Genomic DNA, 21,333 nt, shown 5'->3' with positions numbered 1-21,333 from the left:
GAGCATTCCAACCCGGCAGGCCGACCCGCACAACCGGTTGCAGTCAGTTGCAATGTGAACATCTCTTAGCGGCGGCCCGCAGGACGACGGAAGGTGAACGACATGGGAGCCGGTCACGACCACGGCACCCGGGCCCTGCACGGCGGCGCCCGGCACCGCGGGTCCCTCTGGTGGGCGGCGGGTCTGCTGACCGCCGTGATGATCGCCGAGGCGGTGGCGGCCGGGATCACCGGTTCTCTGGCACTCCTCTCCGACGCCGGCCACATGTTCACCGACGTCCTCGCGATCGGCATGACGCTCGCCGCGATCACCGCGGCCGGCCGGGCGGGCCGTGACTCCGGCCGGACGTTCGGCCTCTACCGCCTCGAGGTCCTCGCCGCGCTCGCCAACGCGGCGCTGCTCACCGTGGTCGCCGGGTACGTGCTGGTGCAGGCGGCCCTCCGGTTCACCGACCCGCCCGACGTGCCCGGTGGCTGGATGCTGCTGGTGGCGGCCGGCGGCCTGGTCGCGAACCTGGCCGCGTTCGGGCTGCTGCACGCGGGCAGCAAGGAGAGCATCGGGGTCCGCGGGGCCTACGTCGAAGTGCTCGGCGACCTGTTCGGCTCGGTCGGCGTCATCGTGGCGGCGCTGATCATCTGGCTCACCGGCTGGGCGTACGCGGACCCGATCGTCGCGGTCGTGGTGGCCCTGATGATCCTGCCGCGGACGTTCGCCCTGGGCCGGTCGGCGATCCGGATCCTGGTCCAGGCCGCCCCGGAGCACGTCGACATCTCCGCGGTCCGGGAGCGGCTCGCCTCGCTCCCCGGCGTCACCGACGTGCACGATCTGCATGTCTGGACGCTCACCTCGGGCATGGACGTCGCCTCCGCGCACCTGCGGCTCGACGCGGCGGCCGAACTCGGCACGGTGCTGAGCGTGGCCCGCGAGGCGCTGCACGAGGACTTCGCGATCGACCACGCCACCCTGCAGATCGAACCGGCCGGAGCGGGAGGGCACTGCACCCCCACCGGGTGGTGACGGGGTGGCGATCATCACATTTCCCGGCGATGATCGACGTATGTCGACGATGGTCATCCACCAGCCCCGCGTGATCTGGGATGCCGCCCGTGCCTTCGTCCAGGCCGCCGCGGGTCCTCACCACCACGAGTTCGCCTCCGAGGTCCACCACCTGCTCGGCCCGGAGCTCTACGACCCCCTGATGCGCACCCACGACGTCCTCGCCGGCCAGCTCGACCGGACGCCCTTCGACCTGGAGGCGGGCAAGTGGCGGGTGCGGCTCGACGAGTTCCTCCGCGCGCACCCCGAGCTGACCGATCAGGTCCGGGATCTGACCGCCCGGAGCCGGGAGTTATAAAGCGGGACAACTGTTTCTTTTGCGATCAGCCACGGCGGATGCGCAAAAAGATAACAATGCGAGACATGAGTGACGGCCGGGTCATGGTCTTCGCGCCGGCGCCCCAGCTGACGGTGACCATCGAACAACACCACGATGAGCCCGAACTGCACGTCCATCCGGGAGGCCAGGGCATCTGGCAGACCCGGATGATCACGTCGCTGGGCGCGCACGTGACGCTCTGCGCCGCCGCCGGTGGCGAGGTCGGGCGCGTGCTCAGCCCGCTGCTGTCCGATCTGCCCGGCGTGACCCTGCGCCTGGTGATGCGCGAGCACGGCAGCGGGTGGTACGTGCACGACCGCCGCGGCGGCACCCGTCAGGAGATCGCCGAGCGGCCGGGCACCCCGCTGTCCCGGCACGAGCTCGACGAGCTCTACAACCTGACGCTCGCCGAGGGCCTGCGCGCCGGGATCGCGATCCTGAGCGGGCCGGCGCACCCCTCGGTGATCAAGCCGGACGTCTACGGGCGGCTCGCGGCCGATCTGCGGGCCAACGGCTGCCGGGTCATCGCCGACCTGTGCAGCAACCACCTCGCCGCGGTCCTGAAGGCCGGCATCTCGGTCCTCAAGATCAGCCATGAGGAGCTGATCGCCGACGGGACCGCGCCGGACGGCTCGACCGCCTCCCTGGTCAAGGCCCTCCAGCACCTGCACGACGAGGGCGCCGAGACGGTCCTGGTCTCCCGGGCCGACGAGGGAGCGCTGGCGCTGATCGAGGGCGAGATCTACACCGTGGCCCTGCCCCGGCTCACCCCGGCCGAGCACCGGGGCGCCGGCGACTCGATGACGGCCGGCGTCGCGGCGACCCTCGCGAACGGCGGCCCGATGGAGGAGGCGGTGCGTACCGGCGCGGCGGCGGGCGCTCTGAACGTCACCCGGCACGGTCTCGGTACCGGGCACGTGGACGCGGTCCGGGTCCTCACCGAACGAGTCGAACTGACTCCGATGAAGAAGGCATCATGAACTCCCCGATGAGGATTCTGATCACCAACGACGACGGCATCGAGGCGCCGGGCATCCGCTGGCTGGCCCGCGCGGTCGCCCACGAGGGTTACGACGTGGTGGTGGCCGCGCCACTGAGCGAGGCGAGCGGCAGCAGCGCCGCGATGACCGCCGTCGTGCACGAGGGCAAGATCGTGTCGGAGCCGCGCGAACTGAACGGCGCGAAGCACGTGCCGGCGTTCGGGGTGGCCGCCTCGCCCGCCTACATCGTGCTGCTCGCGCTCCGGGAGGCCTTCGGCCCGCCGCCGGACATGGTCATCTCCGGGATCAACCGGGGCGCCAACGCCGGCGCCGCCGTGGTGCACTCCGGGACCGTGGGTGCCACGCTGACGGCCTCGCACGCCGGTCTGCGCGGCCTGGCCGTCTCGCTGGACGTGCTCACTCCCGCGGCGGCCTCGGCGGAGAGCGGTGGAGCGGCCATCGCGGCGCTCGACCGGATCGACGACGAGCAGCACCACTGGGGCAGCGGGGCCGACCTCGCCGTGCGGATGATCCCCTCACTGCTGCACACCCCGCCCGGGACGGTCTTCAACCTGAACGTGCCGGACCTGCACGTCGACGGCATCCGGGGACTGCGGCAGGCGCATCTGGCGCGGTTCGGCCAGGTGCAGATGAGCATCGCGGAGGCGGGCGAGGGATTCGTCCGGACGGCCGTGCAGGCCGCCGAGGAGGACCTGGAGCCCGGCAGTGACCTGGCCGCCCTCGCCGAGAACTTCGCGGTGGTCACGCCGATCCGGGCCCCGCACGAGGACACCGACATCAGGATCAACATCGATTCGGTCCGCGTGCACGGCCCGGCTATCTAGATCATCGCGGGATCACGCTCCCGCGGCGGTCACCGCTTCCTCATGGGGCTGCGGGTTGCCGAAGAGGCCCAGGAGGCCGGTGACCCAGAGTTGGCGGTGAGCGAACCGGCTGGGCCGGGTGACGACGAGCTTGACACCGCTGACCCCGGCGAGCTGGAACGCGGCCACGAGGGCGCTGATCCCCACGGAGTCGATGAAGGTCACATGTTGCATGTTGAGCTCGATCCGGCCGGGGCTGCCGTGGGCGAGTTGCGCACCCACCGCCTCACGGATCTCGTACGCGTTCTCGACATCGATCTCGCCGCGCGGCGAAACCTCAATGGCACCGTCGGCCAGCGTCGACGTCGTTATCGACAGCGTCACGCCTCTTCCCTCCACCCGCCCGGCTCCTCCAGGCGTTGTTTCTCAGTTCGTGGGTCATCCAGGCCGGTTGACGAGAACCGCAGGACTTCCCCCGGAAGGTTCGGTGAATCCGACCAAAAGGTTAGGCCCCGAACCTGTCAGTCGCCTGAGTGGCCCGTGTGAACGAGGTCAACAGTACTGCGCCCCGTCAAATCGTTTTCGAACCGTGATGACGTCCACACCGGACGTTTGCCCGGCCCCGACCTGGGGCACCATGGCTCTCAGGGCCATCGCAGGAGGTTACCGATGTCGTGGAACAGGAAGAATCGGGCGGAACGCACCGCTGAGCAGGCCTGGGAGTACCTCACCTCGGCGATGACGACGGCCGAGGCGAACGCCGGTAAGGCCGGCCGGAAGAGCCGCAAGCTGGCCAGGCGCGCGGCGAGCGAGGCCGGCGGCCGGGTGAGCTCGGTCACCGACGAGGCCTGGGCCCGGGCGAACGCCGCCGCCAGTGCCCTGGCCGGCAGCAAACCGTCCCGTCCCTGGGGCCTGATCGTCACGATCGGCCTGCTGGGCGTCGCCGCCGGATGGGCCGCTGCGAGCACCGCACGAGCCGCTCAGGAGCGCCAGGCGGAGAACGAGGAGCTCGAACTGGCCGAGACGGCAGTCGTCGTCACCCCTACGTACGACGAGCGCTGAGCAGCCGCGAGTGTCCTCCGGCACACCGGAGAGCATCAGAGCTGCGTGCGGGCTGGAAGCCGACTTTTACGACCTCCCACGAAGTGGCGTTGATCTGTACAGTTGAGCGGCGTTCGGCTTCCTCCCGCGGCACCCCTCACGGGCCGCCCGATCAGATAGGCCCCACTGGTGCTCAGTGCCGGAGATCTCCTGGACAACCGGTACCGGTTGGACGATCGCATCGCTACCGGCGGGATGGGTGACGTCTGGCGCGGCACCGATGTGGTGCTCGGCCGCACCGTCGCCGTGAAGGTGCTCCGCACCGCGATGCTCGAGGACCCGGAGTTCGCCACCCGGTTCTACGGCGAGGCCCGGATGATGGCCACCTTCCGGCACCCGGGCGTCGTCGAGGTCTACGACTACGCGAGCGACGGCGACTACGCCGGCCCGGAGAAGGTCGCCTACCTGGTCATGGCGTTCGTCGAGGGCGAGCCGCTGTCCAGCCGGGTCAAGGAGGGGCCGATCCCGGTCACCGAGACCCTGTCGATCGTGGCGCAGGCCGCCGACGCGCTGCACGCCGCGCACGAGGCCGGCATCGTCCACCGTGACATCAAGCCGGGCAACCTGATCGTGAAGCCGACCGGCGCGGTCATCCTGATCGACTTCGGCGTGGCCCGGTCGAACGCCCTGACCAGCGTGACCGGTCTCAACGCGATCGTCGGCACGGCTCTCTACATGGCGCCCGAGCAGGTGGCGAAGGGCGACCTCACCCCGGCCACCGATGTGTACGCGCTGGGTGCCGTGGCCTACCACTGCATCGCCGGGCACCCGCCGTTCGACGGGGAGAACGCACTGCAGGTCGCCCTGCGCCACCTGGAGGACGAGCCGCCGCCGCTGCCCGAGCACGTGCCGGTCGAGGTGCGTCACCTGATCGCCCGGGCGATGGCGAAGCAGCCGGCCGACCGGTTCCAGAGCGCCGCCGAGTTCGCCGAGGCGGCGTTCGCCGCGGCCGGCCCGCTCGACTGGAAACGGCTCACCGGCACCTCGATGGTCGCGCCGCTGAGCCCGGCCGCGCCGACCCGGCAGGTTCCGCGCCCGCGCAACTTCCCGCCGCAGATGCCGGTCTCCCCGGCCCCGCCGCCGATGCCGATGGTCGCCTCCCGGTCGTCGCAGCCACTCGCCCAGCGCGGCCTGATGTTCGCGATCCTGGCGCTCTTCGCGCTGGCCGGGACGCTCGGCGTGGTCTTCCTGATCAATCAGGACGACGACGCCAAGACGCCGGTCACCTCGCCGACCCAGCAGAACGAGCAGGTCGAGGAGCCACTGCCGCCGCCGGTGAGCGAGGACGCCGAGCCCACCGAGGAGTTCACCAGCCGGGCGCCGACGAAGCGGCCGCGCTCCACGGCGGCGAGCCCTTCGCCGTCCCTCTCGTCGGCCTCGCCGACGCCGGCGCTCACGACGCCGCCCCGGACCACCGAGCCGACCACGCCGGCGACCACCGACCCGACGACCGAGCCGACGACGGACCCGACGACGGCCGAGCCGGAGGAGCCGGCGCCGACGACGACGCCGCCCGCTCCGCCGGCCACCACGACCGAGGGCACGGGCGGCGGCACGACCGAGGGATAAACCTCAACTGGCGGCGGTGCGGGCCGATGGTCGGGGTGCGGCTGCAACCGTGCCGCTACCGGGAGGCCCTCACATGACAGAAGCACCGCCATGGGCGCCTGCGCCTGCGACACCACCCGAGCCGGAGGTGCGGCAGCCGTTCGGCGGCCTGGTCCCGCCGTACGGATCACCGGACAACAAGCACGGTCAGCTGCTGGTCCGGTTCCCGGGTGAGGTGCACCTCTCCGCACGGCCACCGGCGCCCGCCTGGCGGCCGGTGGCGGCCTTCACGTTCTTCCTGAACGTGCTGGGCGTCATCCCGGCGATGCGCAGGGCCGGCCGGGCCCGCCGGACCGGCCACCGCAAGGGGCCGTACTGGATCGCGTTCGGCTCGGCGCTGGTGCTCGGGACGGCCTTCTACGCGGCGATCGGTTACGGCGTGGCGTGGCCGGTCTACCAGCACTTCCAGGAGAAGTCGCTGACCGCGGCGCTCCAGGACACCGTGCTGATCGACGGGCGGATCGCGAAGTCGGTGGGCGCCACCGTCGCCGATCCGCAGTGCACTCCGGACGGCGACCGTGGCACCGACGGGCTGCGCACCTACGTCTGCACCTTCACCAAGGTCGACGGAGCGAAGACGTCACTCTTCGTCTCCGCCGACACCAATGGCAACTGGGAGCTCGACGACTAGAAGGTGATCGGCACGCCGTTGCGGACGAGCTGCCAGTTCTTGGTGTAGAAGTCGGCCGGGTCGATCGAGCCCTTGGCCTGCGCCCAGTCGATCAAGAGCTGGCGGATCTCCTGCTGCGCGTTGTAGACCTGCGTCTTCACGATGCCCGGGAAGCTACCGCCGCCGGAGCGCCGGTAGTTGTTCACCGCCACCACGAACTGCGCGTCGGCCGCCACGTCGACGCCGCCGATCTGCAGGCGGGTGATCCGGCTGCCGACCGGCTTGCTGATGTCGATGTCGTAGTCGACACCGGAGAAGACGTCGTAGTTGTAGTCCGGCACGGCCGGGTCGCTGATCGTCTCGGTGTTCACCGGGGCGTCCGGCGCGAGCGTCACGAAGTACTTCGCCGAGTACTCCAAGTACGCCTTCACCTCGGCGCCGGTCAGCACGACCGCTTCCAGGGTGTTGTCGTAGATGTAGAGCCCGGCCACGTCCTTGATCTTGACTTCGCCCTGCGGGAAGACGGCGGTCCGGCTGAACGGCGCCGCGATCGACAGGACCGGCAGCGACGCGTACGACGTGCCGGCCAGCGCCGCCGTGACGGTGTCGGTCTGCACCTTGTTGATGTAGTCGAGGATCGGGGTGTCCTCGTAGCGGGAGGTCGCCGCGGAGAGCGTCTCGGTCGAGGTGGCGACGACCTGGTTGACGTACTTCACGGTCTTCTCGTGCTGCGACTTCACCACGGCGAGCACCTTGGGGTCGGCCTCGACCGTGTTGGTGTTCAGCGACGCGGCCGCCGACTTGGTGATCTTCCAGCCGCCCCGGTCGCGGACCAGGTCGAAGTCCATCTTGGTGAGACGCTGACCCCACTTCGACGGCTCGGAGAGCAGCACCTGCTTGCCGGTCTTCGCGTTCGTCACGAACCGCTGCGCCACCTCGCGGTGCGCGTGCCCGAAGAGGATCGCGTCGATGCCGGGGACCTGCTCGGCGATCAGCGCGGTCGGGTTCTCGTTGGGCAGCTCGTCGCCGTAGCTGGAGGTGCCGCTGTCACCGCCGTGCGCCGAGATCAGCACGATGTCCGCGCCGCGGGCCCGCATGATCGGCACCCACTTGGCCGCCGTCGCGATCATGTCGAGGAACTCGATCTTGCCTTCGACGTTCGCCCGGTCCCAGATCGCCGAGCCCGGGTTGGTGAGCCCCAGGATGCCGACGCGCAGCGTGGGCGCGTGCTTGCCGAGCGAGACCTTCTTGATCACGTACGGGGTGAACGCCGGCTTGCCGGTCTTCGCACTGACGGCGTTCGCGGCGAGGGCCGGGAAGCCGAGCTGGCGGATCCAGAGGTTCAGCAGCGGCAGGCCGTAGTTGAACTCGTGGTTGCCCAGGGTGACGGCGTCGTAGTGCAGGACGTTCATGGCACGGGCCATCGGGTGCTTCTCACCGGTGGAGGTGATCGGCTCCTGCTTGGCGTAGTAGGTGGCCAGCGGCGTGCCCTGGATCGTGTCGCCGGCGTCGAGGACCAGCACCGGGCCGGTGGCCTCCTTGCGCAGCTTGTTCACCAGAGCGGCGAGCTTCGCCACACCGACGTCGTTGTGAGCGCTGTCGTCGTACTCCTTGTCGGAGTAATAGTCCCAGTTGTAGACGTTGCCGTGCGTGTCGGAGGTGCCGAGCACGGTGAGACGGTACGTGGTCGCCGCGGGAGGCTTGTGGCCGCCGGCCTGTGCCGCTTCGGAGAAGACGAGCGGCGCGGCGACGGACGCCGCGGAGGCGGCGAGCACGCTACGGCGCGATACGCCGGAGAGAAGGGTCATTCCCCGGACCCTAAACGCTCGGTAGGGCATCGGTCGATCGGTACGACGTTGCATGAAGATCAAATCTGCTCCAACGCCGGGATACCGAGCAGAAACATACCGATGTGGAGAGTCCGGGCAGTCCGGTCGGCCAGCGCCAGCCGGCTCGCCCGCACCTCCGGCTCGGCCCTCAGCACCGGGCACTGCTCGTAGAAGGCCGAGAACGTCGCGGCCAGGTCGTGCAGGTAGGACGCGAGCCGGTGGGGCTCCCGCAGGTCGGCCGCGTTCCGCACGGCCGGTTCCAACCCGAGCAGCGCAAGCCCGAGGGCACGTTCCGCCGGGTGCACGATCAAAATCTTCCCTGGTACGTCGGAAGCCCGCTTGAAGATCGACTTGACTCGGGCATACGCGTACTGGAGGTACGGGCCGGTGTTCCCGCTGGACGCCAGCATCCGGTCCACCGCGAAGACGTAGTCACCCCGCCGGTCACCGGAGAGGTCGGCATACTTGATCGCGGCGAGTCCGATCTCCGGCGCCGACGCCCGCGCCACCGCCTCGTCGAGCAGAGCGGCCAGCTTGACCGCCTCCCCGGCCCGGCTCTTGAGCATCTTCCCGTCGGCGCCCAGCACCGAGCCGAACCCGATGTGCTCGGCGCTCACCTCCGCGGGCAGCCAGCCGGCCTGCCGGGCGACCGCGAACACCATCCGGAAGTGCTCCCGCTGCGGCGACCCGACGACATAGAGCAGCTCGCCGGCCCGCAGCTGCCCGACCCGGTGCCGGATCGCTGCCAGGTCTGTTGCCGCGTAGCCGTAGCCACCGTCGGTCTTGCGTACGATCAAAGGGGTTGAATGTCCTGGCGGGAAGACGCAGAGCGCGCCGCCGCTCTCCACCAGCAGCCCCTGTGCCCGGAGATCATCCACGACTCCGGCGAGAGCGTCCTGATAGGTGCTCTCCCCCGCGAAGTCGCCCGGGCCCAGAGTGATGCCGAGCCGGTCGTAGACGGCGACGAACGCCCGCTCGGACCGCTCGACCAGCCGCCGCCACAGCTCCCGTGTCGTGGGATCGCCGGACTGCAGCGCCACCACCCGCAGCCGGGCTCTGGTCCGGAATTCATCACTCGTGTCGAACTTCTGCCGGGCCTGCTGATAGAAAGCGGTCAGGTCGTATTCCTTCTCCTCCTCGTCGATCAGGTGCTCGATCAGCATTCCCATCGGCGTGCCCCAGTCGCCGAGATGGTTGACCCGCAGCACCTCGTGGCCCTGCCACTCCAGGATCCGGGCGAGGGCGTCGCCGATGATCGTGGAGCGCAGGTGGCCGACGTGCATCTCCTTCGCGACGTTGGGGCCGGAGTAGTCGACGACGATCCGCCGCTGTTGGTCAACCCTCGGAACGCCCAGCCGATCGTCATCTCCGACGGCGTCGAGCGCGGCGGCGATCACGTCATCCCGGACGGTCAGATTGAGAAACCCGGGCCCCGAGACAGTCATCTCAGCGAGATCACCGAGCGCTGCCGTGGCGGCCACCCCGGTGGGATGAGCGAGCGCTGCCTTCGCGGCCACCTCGGCGGGATGAGCGAGGGCTGCCTTCGCGGCCACCTCGGCGGCGATCTCCCGGGGCGGCCGGCCGAGCACCCGAGCAAGGACGAGCGGCGCCGCGGACTGGAAATCGGCGTGCGGAGAGGCCCGGACAGCGGGATCAACGGGCACGCCGGCGACCGCTTCGAGCACGGGCGCAAGCCGTCCGGCCAGGAGTACTTCAAGATTCACGATCGACCTCATCGGTTCGCGGGAACACGGAGGCGGGTCGATCGACCGGCGCGCTGACTCACACCGGCGGGGATGACCCGCCGGGGAATGCGCATGGCTTCAGCGGCGGTCCTCAGAACGCCGGCGTCGCACAAGAAAGCCGAACACGCGCCCGACTATAGCCACCACTCACGAAGTCCCGCCCCCGGTTTTCGTCCCGCCCGACGACCGACCGCCGGCTGTGACTCATTGCTGCCTGCAGGTCCCCAGAACAGCAATGAGCCACAGCCAAGCAACCTCAGCTGTGACTCATGGCTGCCCGCGGAGCCACAAGACAGCCATGAGTCACAGCTGCCTTCCGGCACGCTGCCGAAAGGTGCCTGAGCTACGGCCGGTGCATGCGAGCCGTCCGGCAATGGGGAGCACACGGTGGGCGGTTGTCGACCCGGGCCGTCGCTCAGCTACACGGGCGAGGCTGCGTGACGTGCATGGGCTACGGCTCGAGGGGCGCGGGTCAGTGGTCCTGGTGGGCTATTCGCGTCAGTTGGGGCCACAGCAGGATGAGGAAGACGACCGAGCCGGCGAAGGCCACCCAGAAGGGGGCGGCGATGCCGTAGTGGGTGGCGAGCACGCCGCCGAACGCGGAGCCGATCACCAGGCCGCCGTACACGCAGATGGTGTTGACGCTCCCGACCCGGCCCTGCAGGTGCGACGGCACTGCCCGCTGGCGGACCGTGGTGGAGGTGGTCCCCCAGACGAAGGCGTGCGCGCCGAAGACGAAGAAGATCGGCAGCGCCACCCACGGTGAGGTGGTCAGGGCCAGCCCGAGGTGGACGAGCGTCTCGATGGTGAGGCCGATGCGCATCAGGTTGCCGAGGCTGATCCGGGCGGTCAGCCAGCCGTAGCAGGCGGTGCCGACCATGCCGCCGACCGCTCCCACCGTGGTGATCAGTCCGAATCCGATCGCACCGAGGCCCAGTTGCTCGCTGGCGTAGAGGACCAGTACCGACCAGGCCGCCCCGAACGTCAGGTTGAAGATCAGGATGGTCAGGCAGAGGGTGCGGACGGCGGGGTGCCGGATCACCCAGCGGACGCCCTCGGCGATCTCGTGCCGGGCACTGGTCACCGCCGGCTGAGCGGCGGACCGGCCGTGCGGCGGCAGGAGCACCCGGGACACCAGCAGCATGCCGGCCATGACCAGCACCATCTCGGTGACCAGTGGCCAGACCCGGCCGGCGGCGAAGAGCACGGCCCCGATCGGCGGACCGGCCAGCTGGTTCAGGGTGATGAAGCCGGTCTGCAGCCGGGCGTTCGCGACCACCAGATCGTCGCGGTGCACCAGCATCGGGGTGAGCGTCGACGTGGTGTTGTCGGCGAACACCTCGGCCGTCGCGATGAGACCGAGACCGATCAGCGCGCCGGCAACCGTCAGCTGCCCGGCGGCGAGCAGGGCGACGAGCGTGGTCAGCACGACGAGCCGCAGCGCGTTCGCCACCAGCACGATCCGGCGGCGGTCGTGGCGGTCCGAGAGCACCCCGGCGTAGAGGCCGAAGACCAGCGGCGGCGCCCAGCTGAGCAGCGCGGCCATCGAGATCAGGATCGGGTCCGCGGTGAGTGACGCGACGATCAGCGGACCGGCCGCGGCCGCGATGCCGTCACCCAGATTGGTGGTCCAGGAGGACGCCAGGAGCCACCGGAAACTGGTGCCGAGACGGGGCGGGAGGAAGGTCGGGACGAGCGTGCTCACAAGGGGAGCACCTTACGTGCCGGGAGGCCTGACTACGATCGAAATATGTGGGATCTCGCCGGCGCCGGTGTGCTGCGGCTGCCGTCGGGGCGGCTGGTCCGGGGCCGTGGCCTGCGGGACGCCATGCCGTCCGGGCATCCGCCGCAGGTGGGTGTCTATCTGCTCGGCTCGCCGCCGCCCGAGTTCGGGTGGGAGTCGCACTGGATTCGGTGGCCCGACTTCCGCTTGCCGGGCGATCCGGCGGCGATGACCCGGGTGCTCGTCGAGATCTTGGACCGCAGTGCGGATGCCCGGGTCGAGGTGGCCTGTTCCGGCGGTCGTGGACGCACCGGGACCGCGCTGGCCTGCCTCGCGGTGCTGGACGGGATCCAGCCCCGCGAGGCAGTGGCGTTCGTCAGGCGGAACTACCACCCCCGCGCTGTCGAGACGCCGTGGCAGCGCCGGTTCGTGGAGCGTTTCAGCTCGGCGTGACCGGCGGGCGCCAGACTGTGAAGTCCGAGACGTGGAAGTGGCTGGCCACCGTGCGGAGGGCGAACCATCCGCTCGCGTACGGGTCGGCGTCGGTGTGGTCGAAGACCAGCCGATCGTCGCTGTAGTACCGGATCTGCGACCCGTTCACCGAGATCCGCACCTTGACCGGGACGTTCGCCTCGATCAGCGGCGAGGTGTAGTCGTAGATCAGCGGCCGGTTGCCCTTCTCCCCCACGTACTTGCGGAACCGGGTCGTGGTGTTGAGGTTCGCGCCCTGCCCGACGTAGTAGGTCTTGAGGTAGTCGTACTCGGCGAAGGCGCCGTTGCGAGTGGTGCCGAAGATGTCGTCAGGCGAGCGCACGTCCCGCGCGTTCCAGAACGAGTTCAGGTCGGTGACCAGGTCGTTCGCGCCGCCGGCCGCGATCGGGGTGGCGGTGTACTCGATCTCGTAGGGGCCGGACAGCTCCTGCTTGAGCCAGACGGTCGCGCCGTTCGGCACGTCGATGTCCAAGATCCCGTCGGCGGCGGCGACGGTGCCTCCGCTCTGCAGCTCGGCCGACCATTTGCCGTCGTTCTTCGTGAAATTGTCGTACGCCACGACCTGCCAGGCACGGTCGGGAGCGGCCGTCGTCTGGATCCGCGGCTTGGCCGGGGGCCTCGACCCGTACCCGAAGAAGAAATCCGGCAACGTGGACTGGAGATATCCGCGGACCGTCCAGCCCAGCCGATAGCCGGGGTTGTGCGCGAGGGTGTAGAGCTTCACGTTCGTCGGGATGTTCGTGGTGAAGAGCCGCAGCGTGGTGTGGTCGGCGGTCTCGGCGAAATACTCCTCGCGCCAGTCGCCGAGGATGTCGCCGTAGAAGGGGACGGCGTTGCGCCATGAGGAGACGACGCCGGACGGCTCGAAGATCTTGGACGAAGTCGCGGTCTTGGGGTTCCACTTCTCGACATAGGTGTTGTCGAGCAGCTCGGAGCCCTTGTCCCCGTCCCACCAGATGCGGAAGTTCACGCTCGGCGTGGTCTTCGAGATCCGCGTGCCGTCGACGCTCCACACGCCGGCGCCGGGCAGATCGCTGTTCGCGGTCGCCGCCCAGAACTCGTAGCCGTCGTGCCGCGGGTCGATGTCGGCGGTGGTGCCGCGCGGCACGTCCCAGAGCGTGGCGTCCTGCGGGATGTCCGGGTGCGAGCCGGTGATCAGCCGCTCGCCGGTCGACGCGTCGTAGTAGTACCAGGGGAAGTTCGTGAAGACGCCGCCCTCGGTCTGCTGGATCGCATAGCCCTCCAGGCCGGGACGGTCCGGGTCCAGGTCACCGATGTGGAACCGGTCGCCGTGGGTCGACTCCGGAACCACGTACCGGAAGGTGCCGTCGCTGTTCACGACGTAGTTGCCGTCCGCGATCTCGTCGGTGCCGTCCTGGTCGACGTCGATGATCCGCAGCTGGTGGAAGCTGGTGCCCTGGTCGGCGCCCCTGCGATAGACCCAGCGCTGGCTGAGGTGGCGGCCGTCGTAGTCCCAGGCGGCGAAGAGGACCCGGAAGTCGCCGCGCTTGGCTCCGACCCGGACGACCTGCTTGGTGATGAGACTCGGGTGGACACCGTCGAGGTACGCGATGCCGTACTGGCCGCCGGAGGGTCCGTCGGCGGCGAAGTCGGCCGCTACCTCCTGCCGAGCGCGCTCGACGCCGGTCAAGCCGTCGATCACCGAGACGAACTGATCGAGAGTGCTGGAAGACCTGATCACGGCGCCGTCGGCGAACGTCGTCCCGTTCGCGGTCTTCACGAAGACCTCGGCCCTGCCGTCGCTGTCCGCGTCGTAGACGGTCACGTTGTCGTCGTTGCGGTAACCGGCGACGTCGCCGTACCCGCTGATCGCGGCGAGCGGCGGGTCGTTCGCCGCGTTGCCGCCCTGCCGCACATAGGAGGCCGGACCGAGGTCGACGCGCCACAGGTTCTTCCCGGTCAGCGTGTACGCCTCCAGGTAGTTGGGCTGGTCCAGCGCGTACGACAGGCGCGAGACGACGATCTCGTAGCGGCCGTCGCCGTCCAGGTCGCCGGGCCAGGCGTGCTGGACGTAGTAGTTCGGCGCGTCGAGCAGCGGGATGTCGCCGGGCGTGATCGCCGGGGCGCTCGCCGGCTGCTCCTTGCCCTTGATCACCGCCCGGACGGTGTATACGCCCGATTTATTGTTCTTATCGACAAAATTAGTGGATTCGTCGATCGGACGAGCGTTGAGCTTCTTCGAACCCTTGTAGACGTTGAATGAGACGTTGTTGCCGTACTCGGTGCCGAGCAGGCGCCAGCTCAGGAAGGTGCCGCCGCCCCGGGCGGGCAGCGCGACGAGACCGCGGTCCAGGTTCTCGACGATGCGCTGAGGGACACTGCCGGAGGCATGTGCCGGGGCGGAGAGGAGGCCGGCGGCCAGCGTCAAGCCGGCCATCGCAGCGAGGGCGCGTTTCATGGCCCGGACGGTAGAGAGCCAATGTTGATCGACGTTTGCAAAAGTTTGAAGACGACCTATCTCCGCACCACGGATGTCCCATCAAGTGCGGTGATCATCTCATCGAGCAGGGGCGCCAGACCCTCGTCGATGTCCAGGCCGTCGATGCGCTCGCGGAACCGCTCCGCGACCCGATCGTGCAGGCGGCGCCCCCGGGCCGCGAGATGCACCCGGATGCGCCGGCGGTCCACGTCGTCACCCCGGCGGTAGACCAGGTTGTCCTCGACCAGCTGATCGACGAGCCGGGTGAGGCTGCCCGGCGGCAGGAACGCGAGATCGGACAGCTCGGTCATGAAGTGACCCTTGCCGTCCGCGAGCACCTGCACGACGCGCCAGGCGTCCGGGGTGCAGTCCTCCGCGACGAGAATGTCGGCCAGGCGCCGGGCGAGCAGCCGCTCAGCGCGGGTGAGCAGGTACGTCAGGTCGGAAGGTCCCCGCATCGCTGGGATGTTACCGAAGCTCTACAAAAATCGAGCACGATGAGGCGATGCCGCGGCCGACCACCTTCGACGTGGCTCTCGTCGTCCCCCTGCGCGGCCCCGCCGGGATCTTCGGCCCGAGCGCGGAGCTCTGCGCCGAGCTGGCCGCCGAGGAGGTCAACCGATCGGGTGGCGTGCTCGGCCGTGAGCTGCGGCTGATCCCGGTCGACGGCGGCGCCCCGCCGGACGCGGTCGCCGCCGAGGTGGGCGCGCTCGTCGGGTCGGGCCGGGTGGAGGGTGTCACCGGCTGGCACATCTCCTCGGTCCGGCAGGCTGTCGCCCCGCGGATCGCCGGCCGGGTGCCTTACGTCTACACCGCTCTCTACGAGGGCGGCGAACGTACCGAAGGGGTGTTCCTCACCAGCGAGACCCCGGACGTGCAGCTGTTTCCGGCGATGCGCCTGCTGGCCCGGGAGCGGGCCGCCCGCCGCTGGTTCGTGGTCGGCAACGACTACGTCTGGCCGCGCCGAACAGCGCTGCAGGCCAAGCGGTTCGCCGCGCGCGCTGGCCTCGCCGTGGCGGGTGACAGCTACGTCCCGCTCGGCACCCACGACTTCAGCGCGACACTGCGGGCGATCGAGCGTTCCGGCGCCGACGCCGTGCTGATGCTGCTGGTCGGCATGGACGCGGTCCGGTTCAACCGCGCGTTCGCCCGCTCCGGGCTGGCCGGGCACTGCCTGCGGCTCAGCACGCTGATGGACGAGAACATGCTGCTGGCCAGCGGGCACACGGCGACCGGCGATCTGTTCAGCACGGCCGGCTTCTTCGCTTCGATGATCACCCCGGAGAACCTGGACTTCCACGGCCGGTACGCCGGCCGCTTCGGCGCCGAGGCGCCACCGCTCGGCAGCCTCGGCGAATCCTGTTACGAGGGTGTGCTGCTGCTCGCCGCGCTGGTCGGGCGGGCCGGGTCGGTGGACCTGCGCTCGATCGGGGCGAACGCCGAGCAGGTGTCCTACGAGGGTCCGCGCGGTCTGCTCCGGCTGCGGCAGCGGCACGTTAACCAGCGGATCTACCTGGCCCGGGCCGACGGCGTGGACTTCGACGTGCTGACCCAGCTGGATACTTCCAGCTGGAATCAACACATCTGACCGCATCGAGAAAAGGGGCGGGCCACACGGCCCGCCCCCTTTTTCACTTCACGTCGATCCGCACCTGCCGCTGATCGGTCGTGGCGCCGTCGGCGGTGGTCCCGGTGATCGTGACGACGTAGAAGCTCGCCTTCGGCGGGGTGAAGCTCAGCTCCGCCGCGCCGGCCGTGAGCGTGCCGGCCGTCACCTGCTCCTGGGCGTAGTAGTCCTCCACCCGGTAGTCGTAGGAGACGACCCCCGGCATGCCGCCGCTGATCCGGAGGACGACCGGCTCACCGGCCGGGCCGGTCCACTGCTCGCCGACCAGGAGGTCCGACTCGGCGCGCGGCTCGGTGCCGACGATCACCGTGTACTCGGTCACCGGCGACAGCCGGCCGTCCGGGAACTCCCGCTGCGCCTGGATCGTGAACGGCCCGGACTGCTCCGGGGTGTAGGGCACGTACGTGGCGGATCCGCTCTCGTCCGGCTCGACCGGCTGCATCGGGCCGTCGCCGACCCGCCACAGATACCGCCCGACCGGCCCGTCCCAGGTGTGGAAGCCGATCCGCCCGGGGATTCCCGGACCGCCGCTCGGCGAGTACTCGCTCCACGACGCCTGGATCGAGATCGCCGGGTCATCGATGCCGAACCCGTACTGCCGGGTGTCCGAGACCGTCCCGTCGGCGCTCACGCTGGAGATCTTCAGGGTCTCGTACGACCAGGTGGGCGCGGTCCAGTCCAACGTGGCCGAGCCGTCCGGCCCGGCGGCGAGGGTGTGCTCCTCACCGTCGTCGAAGCTGTACCGGTACTCGACCACGTCCGGCAGCGCCGGCTTGATGGTGAACGTCGCCTCCATGCCCTGGAACGGCTCGCCGCCGTACGGGCCGCGGACGTCCACCACCGGCGCGGAGGTGATCACGATGGGCAGCGTCCGGGCCGGGGACAGCGAGCCGTCGGCGAGCCGGGCCCGCACCACGAACAGGCTCTCGCCGGCATGCGTGGGCACCACGTCGACGTAGGAGTAGAAGCCGTCGGTGGTCTCCTGCTCCGCGCCGCCGTCGAAGGTGTAGACGAAGCCGCTGACGTCGGGCAGGCCGCTGTACAGCATCACCCGGACCGACCGGCCGACACCGGACGTGTCCGGCCAGTTCTGCCCGGCGTCGGACGAGGCCTCCGGCCGGGTGTCGATCACCGAGAAGCCGTAGGTCGCCGGGTCGGAGAGGCTCTCGTCGGCGAACACCGCGTGCACCGTCAGGTTGTAATAGCCGCCGTTCTGCGGCGTCCACGGCAGAACCGCCGTGCCGTCGCCGCCGGCGGCGATCGTCTGCTCGCCGTCGCCGAAGTCGTAGCGGTAGGCCACCACGCCGACCGCCCGCGGGGAGAAGGTGAACGATCCCGGCACGCCGTTGACCGCCCGGCTGTCCCAGATGAACTCCTCCGAGGTGACCTCCGGCTCGTCGGTCACCCCGACCGTCTGGGAGTGGGTGCCGATCACCTTCTTCTTCGCGTAGGTGCGCGCCACCACGGTGTGCGAGCCCTTGCTCGGGAAGACGATCTCCGCCGTCGCCCCGCGGCCGGTGACCGGGACCAGCGTCTCGGCGCCGCCGTCCAGGGCCCAGCCGATGGCCGTCGCGTCATCCGCCGCGGTGTAGAAGTCCACCCGGCTGGGCAGGCCGACGCCGGCCACGTCGATCGCGATGTCCGGGGCGGTGTTGCGCACCCAGAACGAGTACGTCGTCCACGGCCCCCGGTTGCCGGCTGCGTCGTAGGACCGCACCTGCATCCGGTTCGGGCCGTGGCCGGTCGGGGTGACCTTGGCACGGGCCAGGCCGCCCGGGTGGTTCGCCGCGAGCCCGGTGGTGATCCGGTCGTTCAGGCTGTAGTCGAAGCCCGTCACATCCCGGTCGCCCTCGGCGTCGAAGACGAACGTGCCGGCGACACCCGGTCCCCCGCTGCCCGGGTACGACGTGACGCCGTACTTGCGGGAGAAGACGACGGGCGCCGCCGCCGGGGCGGTGTTGTCCACGGTCAGGTAGCAGGTCCTGCTCCACGGACCGGCGTCGTCGTAGTCCTCGGCCTGCGCGGCCCAGCCGACGACGGTCCCGTCGGCGTAGCCGGTCACGTTCAGCGATCGCGAGGTGGTCTCGACGCGCTGGTCCGGGTGCTCGACCGGCCAGTGCGCGTACCGGACGTTCGTGTAGTCATCGTCGGCGTCGGTGACCTTGACGCTCAGGGAGACGTAGGCGCCACCCGCCGTGGGATGCTTCGCGAGGGTGCCGCAGGGCCGGTCCGGATAGGTCAGCTTCGGCTCGCTCACTACCGGCGCGTTGTTCGAGGCGACGGCGAGGCGGAACGGGCGCAGGGTGCGCGCGGTGGCCGGGTCGGTCTCCGCGGGCGCTGCCAGGCGCGCCTCGAAGGTGATGCTCTTCTCCCGGCGGTCGAGCGCCGCCCGGACCTGCGGCAGCACGTCGATGCTGAGGTAGTAGCCCGGGCAGTAGGCGCCGGCGCCCATCGCGCGCTCGGCCACCTTCTCCAGCGCCTTCGGCGGCTTGGCCCAGGTGGTGGTGGCGGTGACCGGCTTGGTGCGCCAGATCTCCAGAGGCGCGGTACGGGTGCAGTCCTGCACGCTCCGCTCCTGCGACACGAGGTTCACCTCGTGCAGGACCGGCGTCCGGAGCGCGGTGAGGTCGAAGGTGAAGTACGCGCGTCGGGTGTGGGCGGTGCTCCCGTCGGCGGTGGTGCCGATCGGCGCGTCGCCGGCCGGGTCGGGCGCCGGGGTGCCGGGCTGTGCCGAGTCGGTGTACGCCCAGGCCGTGGCCTGGTCGGTGGTGTATTCGACGGCCACGGCGGGGCCGGCCGTCGTGGTCACGAAGGCCGCCGCCACGAGGGTGACGGCGGCCGTGAGCAGTGGAATCTTCCGTGATCGATGCATGATGCTCCCCGATGCCGGCCCGGGGATGGACGTCCGGGCGGCGTCGGGATCTTAACATCGTCGATCTGTTAGGAAGATTCAGTTTTCTTCGGCGAGGACCTTCTGCACCTCGGTACGCAGGGCCTGCACCTCGTCCTCGATGGTGTGGTGCTCGCTCGACGTGTAGCGCAGGATCGAGCCGGCCTCCTGCAGGCTCGGCTTCGCTCCCGGCTGCACGGCGATGTTCAGCTTCGTCTTCCACACCCGCTCGGCGGCCTTCGTCGCCGCGGCGTCGATCTGGGCGGAGAGCCACTTCTTGTCGGCGTCGGTCAGTGCCACGGGAATGTCCTCCAGTCGCCAGGACGAGGTGTCGGCCTCGTGCTTCGTCTCGTAACTCGCACTGAAGTGCGCGTGCTCGGTGTGCGGGCTGGCGCCGGTGTAGGCACGCTGCCGCCAGGAGTTCGACGCCTCCCAGATCCGCCGGTTGTAGATGATGTAGCGCAGCCGCTTCTCGGCGCCGCTGCGGCAGCGGCGGAGCAGGTGCTGCACGACCATCTCCATGGTCAGGTTCGGCGTACGCAGATCGTCGTCCGCGTCGAACGCGTGCACCTCGTGCTTCGAGTCCGCGTCCCGGATCGGCACCCGGCCGACCTCGTCGTCGTTGTGGTCGGAGACGCTGGACTGATGTGCCCGGTCACCGATGGTGCCGTCACTGGCCTTGTCCCGGCCGGGGGCGATTTCGTTCAGCTCGGTGCGCAATCGCACCAGGCTCGGCACCAGAACCCAATCAGCCATCGGGGGCCCTCTCTTCTCCGTCGACCAATCCCCCCGCGGTCGCGCCCCAATGCTTACCGTTGGACCGCGGAAGCGAAACGCTCCTAATAGGTGAGTGGTCCCCGATCGGAGGCGAAGAAGCAGGTCGGGCGGCGTGCCAAATCAGCCTGATGTGACCCCGATCACCAATTGAATCGGCCCGGATAGACGACATCGGCCAACTCGTTCTGGCCCTCGACGTTCGGGTGGAAGTAGTCGATCTCGTTCACCAGGTCGAGCGTGAACCTGACCTCATGAGCCCGGCCGCCGTCCCAGCGGCAGCGTTTCCCGTACGCCGAGCACGCCTTGCGCAGCTGCTCGTTGTAGGCGTCGATCCGATCGCGGACGGCCCGCCGCCGCTCGTCGTCGGCAGGGGCCGCCGAGGTGGGATCGGCCAGCATCGACGGGCAGATCCGGCCGTCGCTCCAGACCCGTGCCGCCTTCTCGTTCTCACTGCCGACCTGCCACAGCCGGTAGAGATCCGGGATGCTGACCATCAGCACCCGCGACTTGGGCAGCCCCTTCTTCAGCCGGCTCAACCCGCGGTCGATCTCCTTACGGAACGTACGGACCGGCGTCATGTTCTCCACCCGCCCGGCGCACGCGTCGTTCGCGCCGATCAGGATCGTCACGTACTGCGCCTTCGCCTCCACGGCCCGATCGGCCTGACCGGCCAAGGCGTCCGCTTCGGCGCCCGGTTCGGCGAAGTTGTCGGCGTTGTCCTCGATCTTCGGGTTCCTCTCGAGGATCCGCCGGTAGTGGCTCTCCACCGCCCGGCCCGCCCCGGTCGACCAGGAGTTCCGGCCGCAGGCCACGAACGCCAGGCAGCTGCCGAGACCCGCGGTGATCGAGTCGCCGAGGGCCGCCATCGAGGACGGATAGCGCGACGACGGCGGGGCGGCGGTGGTCTTCGAAGGCTCCGGAGCGGCTTCACCCGCGCCGTCGCAGGCGATCGCGACGGCGGCCAGAACCGCCAGTGCCACTGCCTGCCAGCGTCGAAGCATAGTCCTCGAACGATATGACAGGTTCCGCATTCATGCACAGAGCCTGCCGAGTGTTGGCATAGCTCGCGCCCAGAAATGATTTCTAGGTTTCCGCATCATGATCTACGCCTCCACCAAACTCCGCGAATCTTCCGGCACGAAGGTATTCGTCGATTCCTCGGGACGCCGGAAGAAGATCCTGATGATGTCCGGAATTGCGGCGGCGACCGGTGCGCTGATCTATATCGGCGTGATCGTGTCCACTTTTGTTCAGTCGGAGTCGACCGACCTGCCGACCCGGGCGACAGTGTCCGCCACCCCGCGCTGACCGT

At 69.6% G+C, this 21,333-nt stretch carries 19 protein-coding genes; 10 read left to right on the top strand and 9 right to left on the bottom strand.

Annotated features, from left to right (window positions below):
- Nucleotides 1-102: 102 nt before the first annotated feature.
- From EP757_RS17055 to surE, 4 genes are read left to right on the top strand one after another with little or no spacing between them, the layout of a single operon-like run.
- Nucleotides 103-1,017 carry a cation diffusion facilitator family transporter gene (locus tag EP757_RS17055; RefSeq protein WP_127547223.1) on the top strand — a complete coding sequence of 305 codons (915 nt, stop codon included), beginning with the start codon at nucleotides 103-105 and terminating at the stop codon, nucleotides 1,015-1,017.
- 40 nt (nucleotides 1,018-1,057) lie between these two features.
- Nucleotides 1,058-1,354 carry a hypothetical protein gene (locus tag EP757_RS17050; protein WP_127547221.1) on the top strand — a complete coding sequence of 99 codons (297 nt, stop codon included), beginning with the start codon at nucleotides 1,058-1,060 and terminating at the stop codon, nucleotides 1,352-1,354.
- A 56-nt stretch (nucleotides 1,355-1,410) separates the two neighbouring features.
- Entirely contained in the window at nucleotides 1,411-2,355 is a 945-nt protein-coding gene (locus EP757_RS17045; RefSeq protein ID WP_232050548.1) for a 1-phosphofructokinase family hexose kinase, read from the top strand.
- A complete protein-coding gene (gene surE, locus EP757_RS17040) occupies nucleotides 2,352-3,200 on the top strand; it encodes a 5'/3'-nucleotidase SurE (protein ID WP_232050547.1) in 849 nt (282 codons plus the stop codon). The genes EP757_RS17045 and surE overlap by 4 nt, the downstream gene beginning before the upstream one ends.
- A gap of 12 nt (nucleotides 3,201-3,212) precedes the next feature.
- Here surE and EP757_RS17035 read toward each other — a convergent pair whose 3' ends face one another.
- Nucleotides 3,213-3,563, bottom strand: coding sequence for an STAS domain-containing protein (locus tag EP757_RS17035; RefSeq protein WP_127547219.1), 351 nt, complete (start codon nucleotides 3,561-3,563; stop codon nucleotides 3,213-3,215).
- A gap of 285 nt (nucleotides 3,564-3,848) precedes the next feature.
- Between EP757_RS17035 and EP757_RS17030 the strand changes: the two genes are divergently transcribed.
- From EP757_RS17030 to EP757_RS17020, 3 genes are all read left to right on the top strand, one after another.
- Nucleotides 3,849-4,241, top strand: coding sequence for a hypothetical protein (locus tag EP757_RS17030; RefSeq protein ID WP_127547217.1), 393 nt, complete (start codon nucleotides 3,849-3,851; stop codon nucleotides 4,239-4,241).
- A gap of 168 nt (nucleotides 4,242-4,409) precedes the next feature.
- Nucleotides 4,410-5,849, top strand: a complete 1,440-nt coding sequence (locus EP757_RS17025; RefSeq protein ID WP_127547215.1) for a serine/threonine-protein kinase — start codon at nucleotides 4,410-4,412, stop codon at nucleotides 5,847-5,849.
- Nucleotides 5,850-5,922: 73 nt separating this feature from the next.
- A complete protein-coding gene (locus EP757_RS17020) occupies nucleotides 5,923-6,519 on the top strand; it encodes a hypothetical protein (protein ID WP_127547213.1) in 597 nt (198 codons plus the stop codon).
- Here EP757_RS17020 and EP757_RS17015 read toward each other — a convergent pair.
- From EP757_RS17015 to EP757_RS17005, 3 genes are all read right to left on the bottom strand, one after another.
- On the bottom strand, nucleotides 6,516-8,306 hold the full coding sequence (locus EP757_RS17015) for a bifunctional UDP-sugar hydrolase/5'-nucleotidase (RefSeq protein WP_127547212.1): 1,791 nt from the start codon (nucleotides 8,304-8,306) through the stop codon (nucleotides 6,516-6,518). The genes EP757_RS17020 and EP757_RS17015 overlap by 4 nt on opposite strands.
- A gap of 59 nt (nucleotides 8,307-8,365) precedes the next feature.
- Nucleotides 8,366-10,051, bottom strand: a complete 1,686-nt coding sequence (argS, locus tag EP757_RS17010; protein ID WP_127547210.1) for an arginine--tRNA ligase — start codon at nucleotides 10,049-10,051, stop codon at nucleotides 8,366-8,368.
- A gap of 493 nt (nucleotides 10,052-10,544) precedes the next feature.
- Nucleotides 10,545-11,777 carry an MFS transporter gene (locus tag EP757_RS17005; protein ID WP_127547208.1) on the bottom strand — a complete coding sequence of 411 codons (1,233 nt, stop codon included), beginning with the start codon at nucleotides 11,775-11,777 and terminating at the stop codon, nucleotides 10,545-10,547.
- 45 nt (nucleotides 11,778-11,822) lie between these two features.
- Between EP757_RS17005 and EP757_RS17000 the strand changes: the two genes are divergently transcribed.
- Entirely contained in the window at nucleotides 11,823-12,248 is a 426-nt protein-coding gene (locus EP757_RS17000; RefSeq protein ID WP_127547206.1) for a protein-tyrosine phosphatase family protein, read from the top strand.
- Here the strand turns inward: EP757_RS17000 and EP757_RS16995 are convergent.
- Both EP757_RS16995 and EP757_RS16990 read right to left on the bottom strand, forming a co-directional pair.
- Entirely contained in the window at nucleotides 12,235-14,706 is a 2,472-nt protein-coding gene (locus EP757_RS16995; RefSeq protein ID WP_197725530.1) for a DUF6250 domain-containing protein, read from the bottom strand. The two genes, EP757_RS17000 and EP757_RS16995, sit on opposite strands and share 14 nt — an antisense overlap.
- Nucleotides 14,707-14,762: 56 nt before the next feature.
- Nucleotides 14,763-15,185: a MarR family winged helix-turn-helix transcriptional regulator gene (locus EP757_RS16990; protein WP_127547204.1), complete on the bottom strand. Its 423-nt coding sequence runs from the start codon at nucleotides 15,183-15,185 to the stop codon at nucleotides 14,763-14,765.
- Nucleotides 15,186-15,232: 47 nt separating this feature from the next.
- Here EP757_RS16990 and EP757_RS16985 point away from each other — a divergent pair, with 47 nt between their 5' ends.
- On the top strand, nucleotides 15,233-16,315 hold the full coding sequence (locus tag EP757_RS16985) for a substrate-binding domain-containing protein (RefSeq protein ID WP_127547202.1): 1,083 nt from the start codon (nucleotides 15,233-15,235) through the stop codon (nucleotides 16,313-16,315).
- Nucleotides 16,316-16,358: 43 nt separating this feature from the next.
- Here EP757_RS16985 and EP757_RS16980 read toward each other — a convergent pair whose 3' ends face one another.
- From EP757_RS16980 to EP757_RS16970, 3 genes are all read right to left on the bottom strand, one after another.
- Nucleotides 16,359-19,226: a hypothetical protein gene (locus EP757_RS16980; protein ID WP_127547201.1), complete on the bottom strand. Its 2,868-nt coding sequence runs from the start codon at nucleotides 19,224-19,226 to the stop codon at nucleotides 16,359-16,361.
- A gap of 78 nt (nucleotides 19,227-19,304) precedes the next feature.
- Nucleotides 19,305-20,000, bottom strand: a complete 696-nt coding sequence (locus EP757_RS16975; RefSeq protein ID WP_127547199.1) for a hypothetical protein — start codon at nucleotides 19,998-20,000, stop codon at nucleotides 19,305-19,307.
- A gap of 161 nt (nucleotides 20,001-20,161) precedes the next feature.
- Nucleotides 20,162-21,022 carry a GDSL-type esterase/lipase family protein gene (locus tag EP757_RS16970; protein WP_127547198.1) on the bottom strand — a complete coding sequence of 287 codons (861 nt, stop codon included), beginning with the start codon at nucleotides 21,020-21,022 and terminating at the stop codon, nucleotides 20,162-20,164.
- A gap of 97 nt (nucleotides 21,023-21,119) precedes the next feature.
- Here EP757_RS16970 and EP757_RS16965 point away from each other — a divergent pair, with 97 nt between their 5' ends.
- A complete protein-coding gene (locus tag EP757_RS16965) occupies nucleotides 21,120-21,329 on the top strand; it encodes a hypothetical protein (protein ID WP_127547196.1) in 210 nt (69 codons plus the stop codon).
- The last annotated feature ends 4 nt before the right edge of the window (nucleotides 21,330-21,333 follow it).

The sequence above is a fragment of the Actinoplanes sp. OR16 genome (genome assembly GCF_004001265.1).
Lineage (GTDB): Bacteria > Actinomycetota > Actinomycetes > Mycobacteriales > Micromonosporaceae > Actinoplanes.
Note: the sequence above shows the minus strand (reverse complement) of the source record. Positions and strands in the feature narration are given on the sequence as shown.

Coding starts and splice junctions, on each gene's coding strand:
- EP757_RS16965 (WP_127547196.1), top strand. CDS start 21,120: ATGATCTACGCCTCCACCAAACTCCGCGAATCTTCCGGCACGAAGGTA.
- EP757_RS16995 (WP_197725530.1), bottom strand. CDS start 14,706: ATGAAACGCGCCCTCGCTGCGATGGCCGGCTTGACGCTGGCCGCCGGC.
- EP757_RS17020 (WP_127547213.1), top strand. CDS start 5,923: ATGACAGAAGCACCGCCATGGGCGCCTGCGCCTGCGACACCACCCGAG.
- EP757_RS17045 (WP_232050548.1), top strand. CDS start 1,411: ATGCGAGACATGAGTGACGGCCGGGTCATGGTCTTCGCGCCGGCGCCC.
- EP757_RS16975 (WP_127547199.1), bottom strand. CDS start 20,000: ATGGCTGATTGGGTTCTGGTGCCGAGCCTGGTGCGATTGCGCACCGAG.
- surE (WP_232050547.1), top strand. CDS start 2,352: ATGAACTCCCCGATGAGGATTCTGATCACCAACGACGACGGCATCGAG.
- EP757_RS16980 (WP_127547201.1), bottom strand. CDS start 19,226: ATGCATCGATCACGGAAGATTCCACTGCTCACGGCCGCCGTCACCCTC.
- EP757_RS17015 (WP_127547212.1), bottom strand. CDS start 8,306: ATGACCCTTCTCTCCGGCGTATCGCGCCGTAGCGTGCTCGCCGCCTCC.
- EP757_RS17055 (WP_127547223.1), top strand. CDS start 103: ATGGGAGCCGGTCACGACCACGGCACCCGGGCCCTGCACGGCGGCGCC.
- EP757_RS16990 (WP_127547204.1), bottom strand. CDS start 15,185: ATGCGGGGACCTTCCGACCTGACGTACCTGCTCACCCGCGCTGAGCGG.
- EP757_RS17030 (WP_127547217.1), top strand. CDS start 3,849: ATGTCGTGGAACAGGAAGAATCGGGCGGAACGCACCGCTGAGCAGGCC.
- EP757_RS17050 (WP_127547221.1), top strand. CDS start 1,058: ATGTCGACGATGGTCATCCACCAGCCCCGCGTGATCTGGGATGCCGCC.
- EP757_RS16985 (WP_127547202.1), top strand. CDS start 15,233: ATGCCGCGGCCGACCACCTTCGACGTGGCTCTCGTCGTCCCCCTGCGC.
- EP757_RS17000 (WP_127547206.1), top strand. CDS start 11,823: ATGTGGGATCTCGCCGGCGCCGGTGTGCTGCGGCTGCCGTCGGGGCGG.
- EP757_RS16970 (WP_127547198.1), bottom strand. CDS start 21,022: ATGCTTCGACGCTGGCAGGCAGTGGCACTGGCGGTTCTGGCCGCCGTC.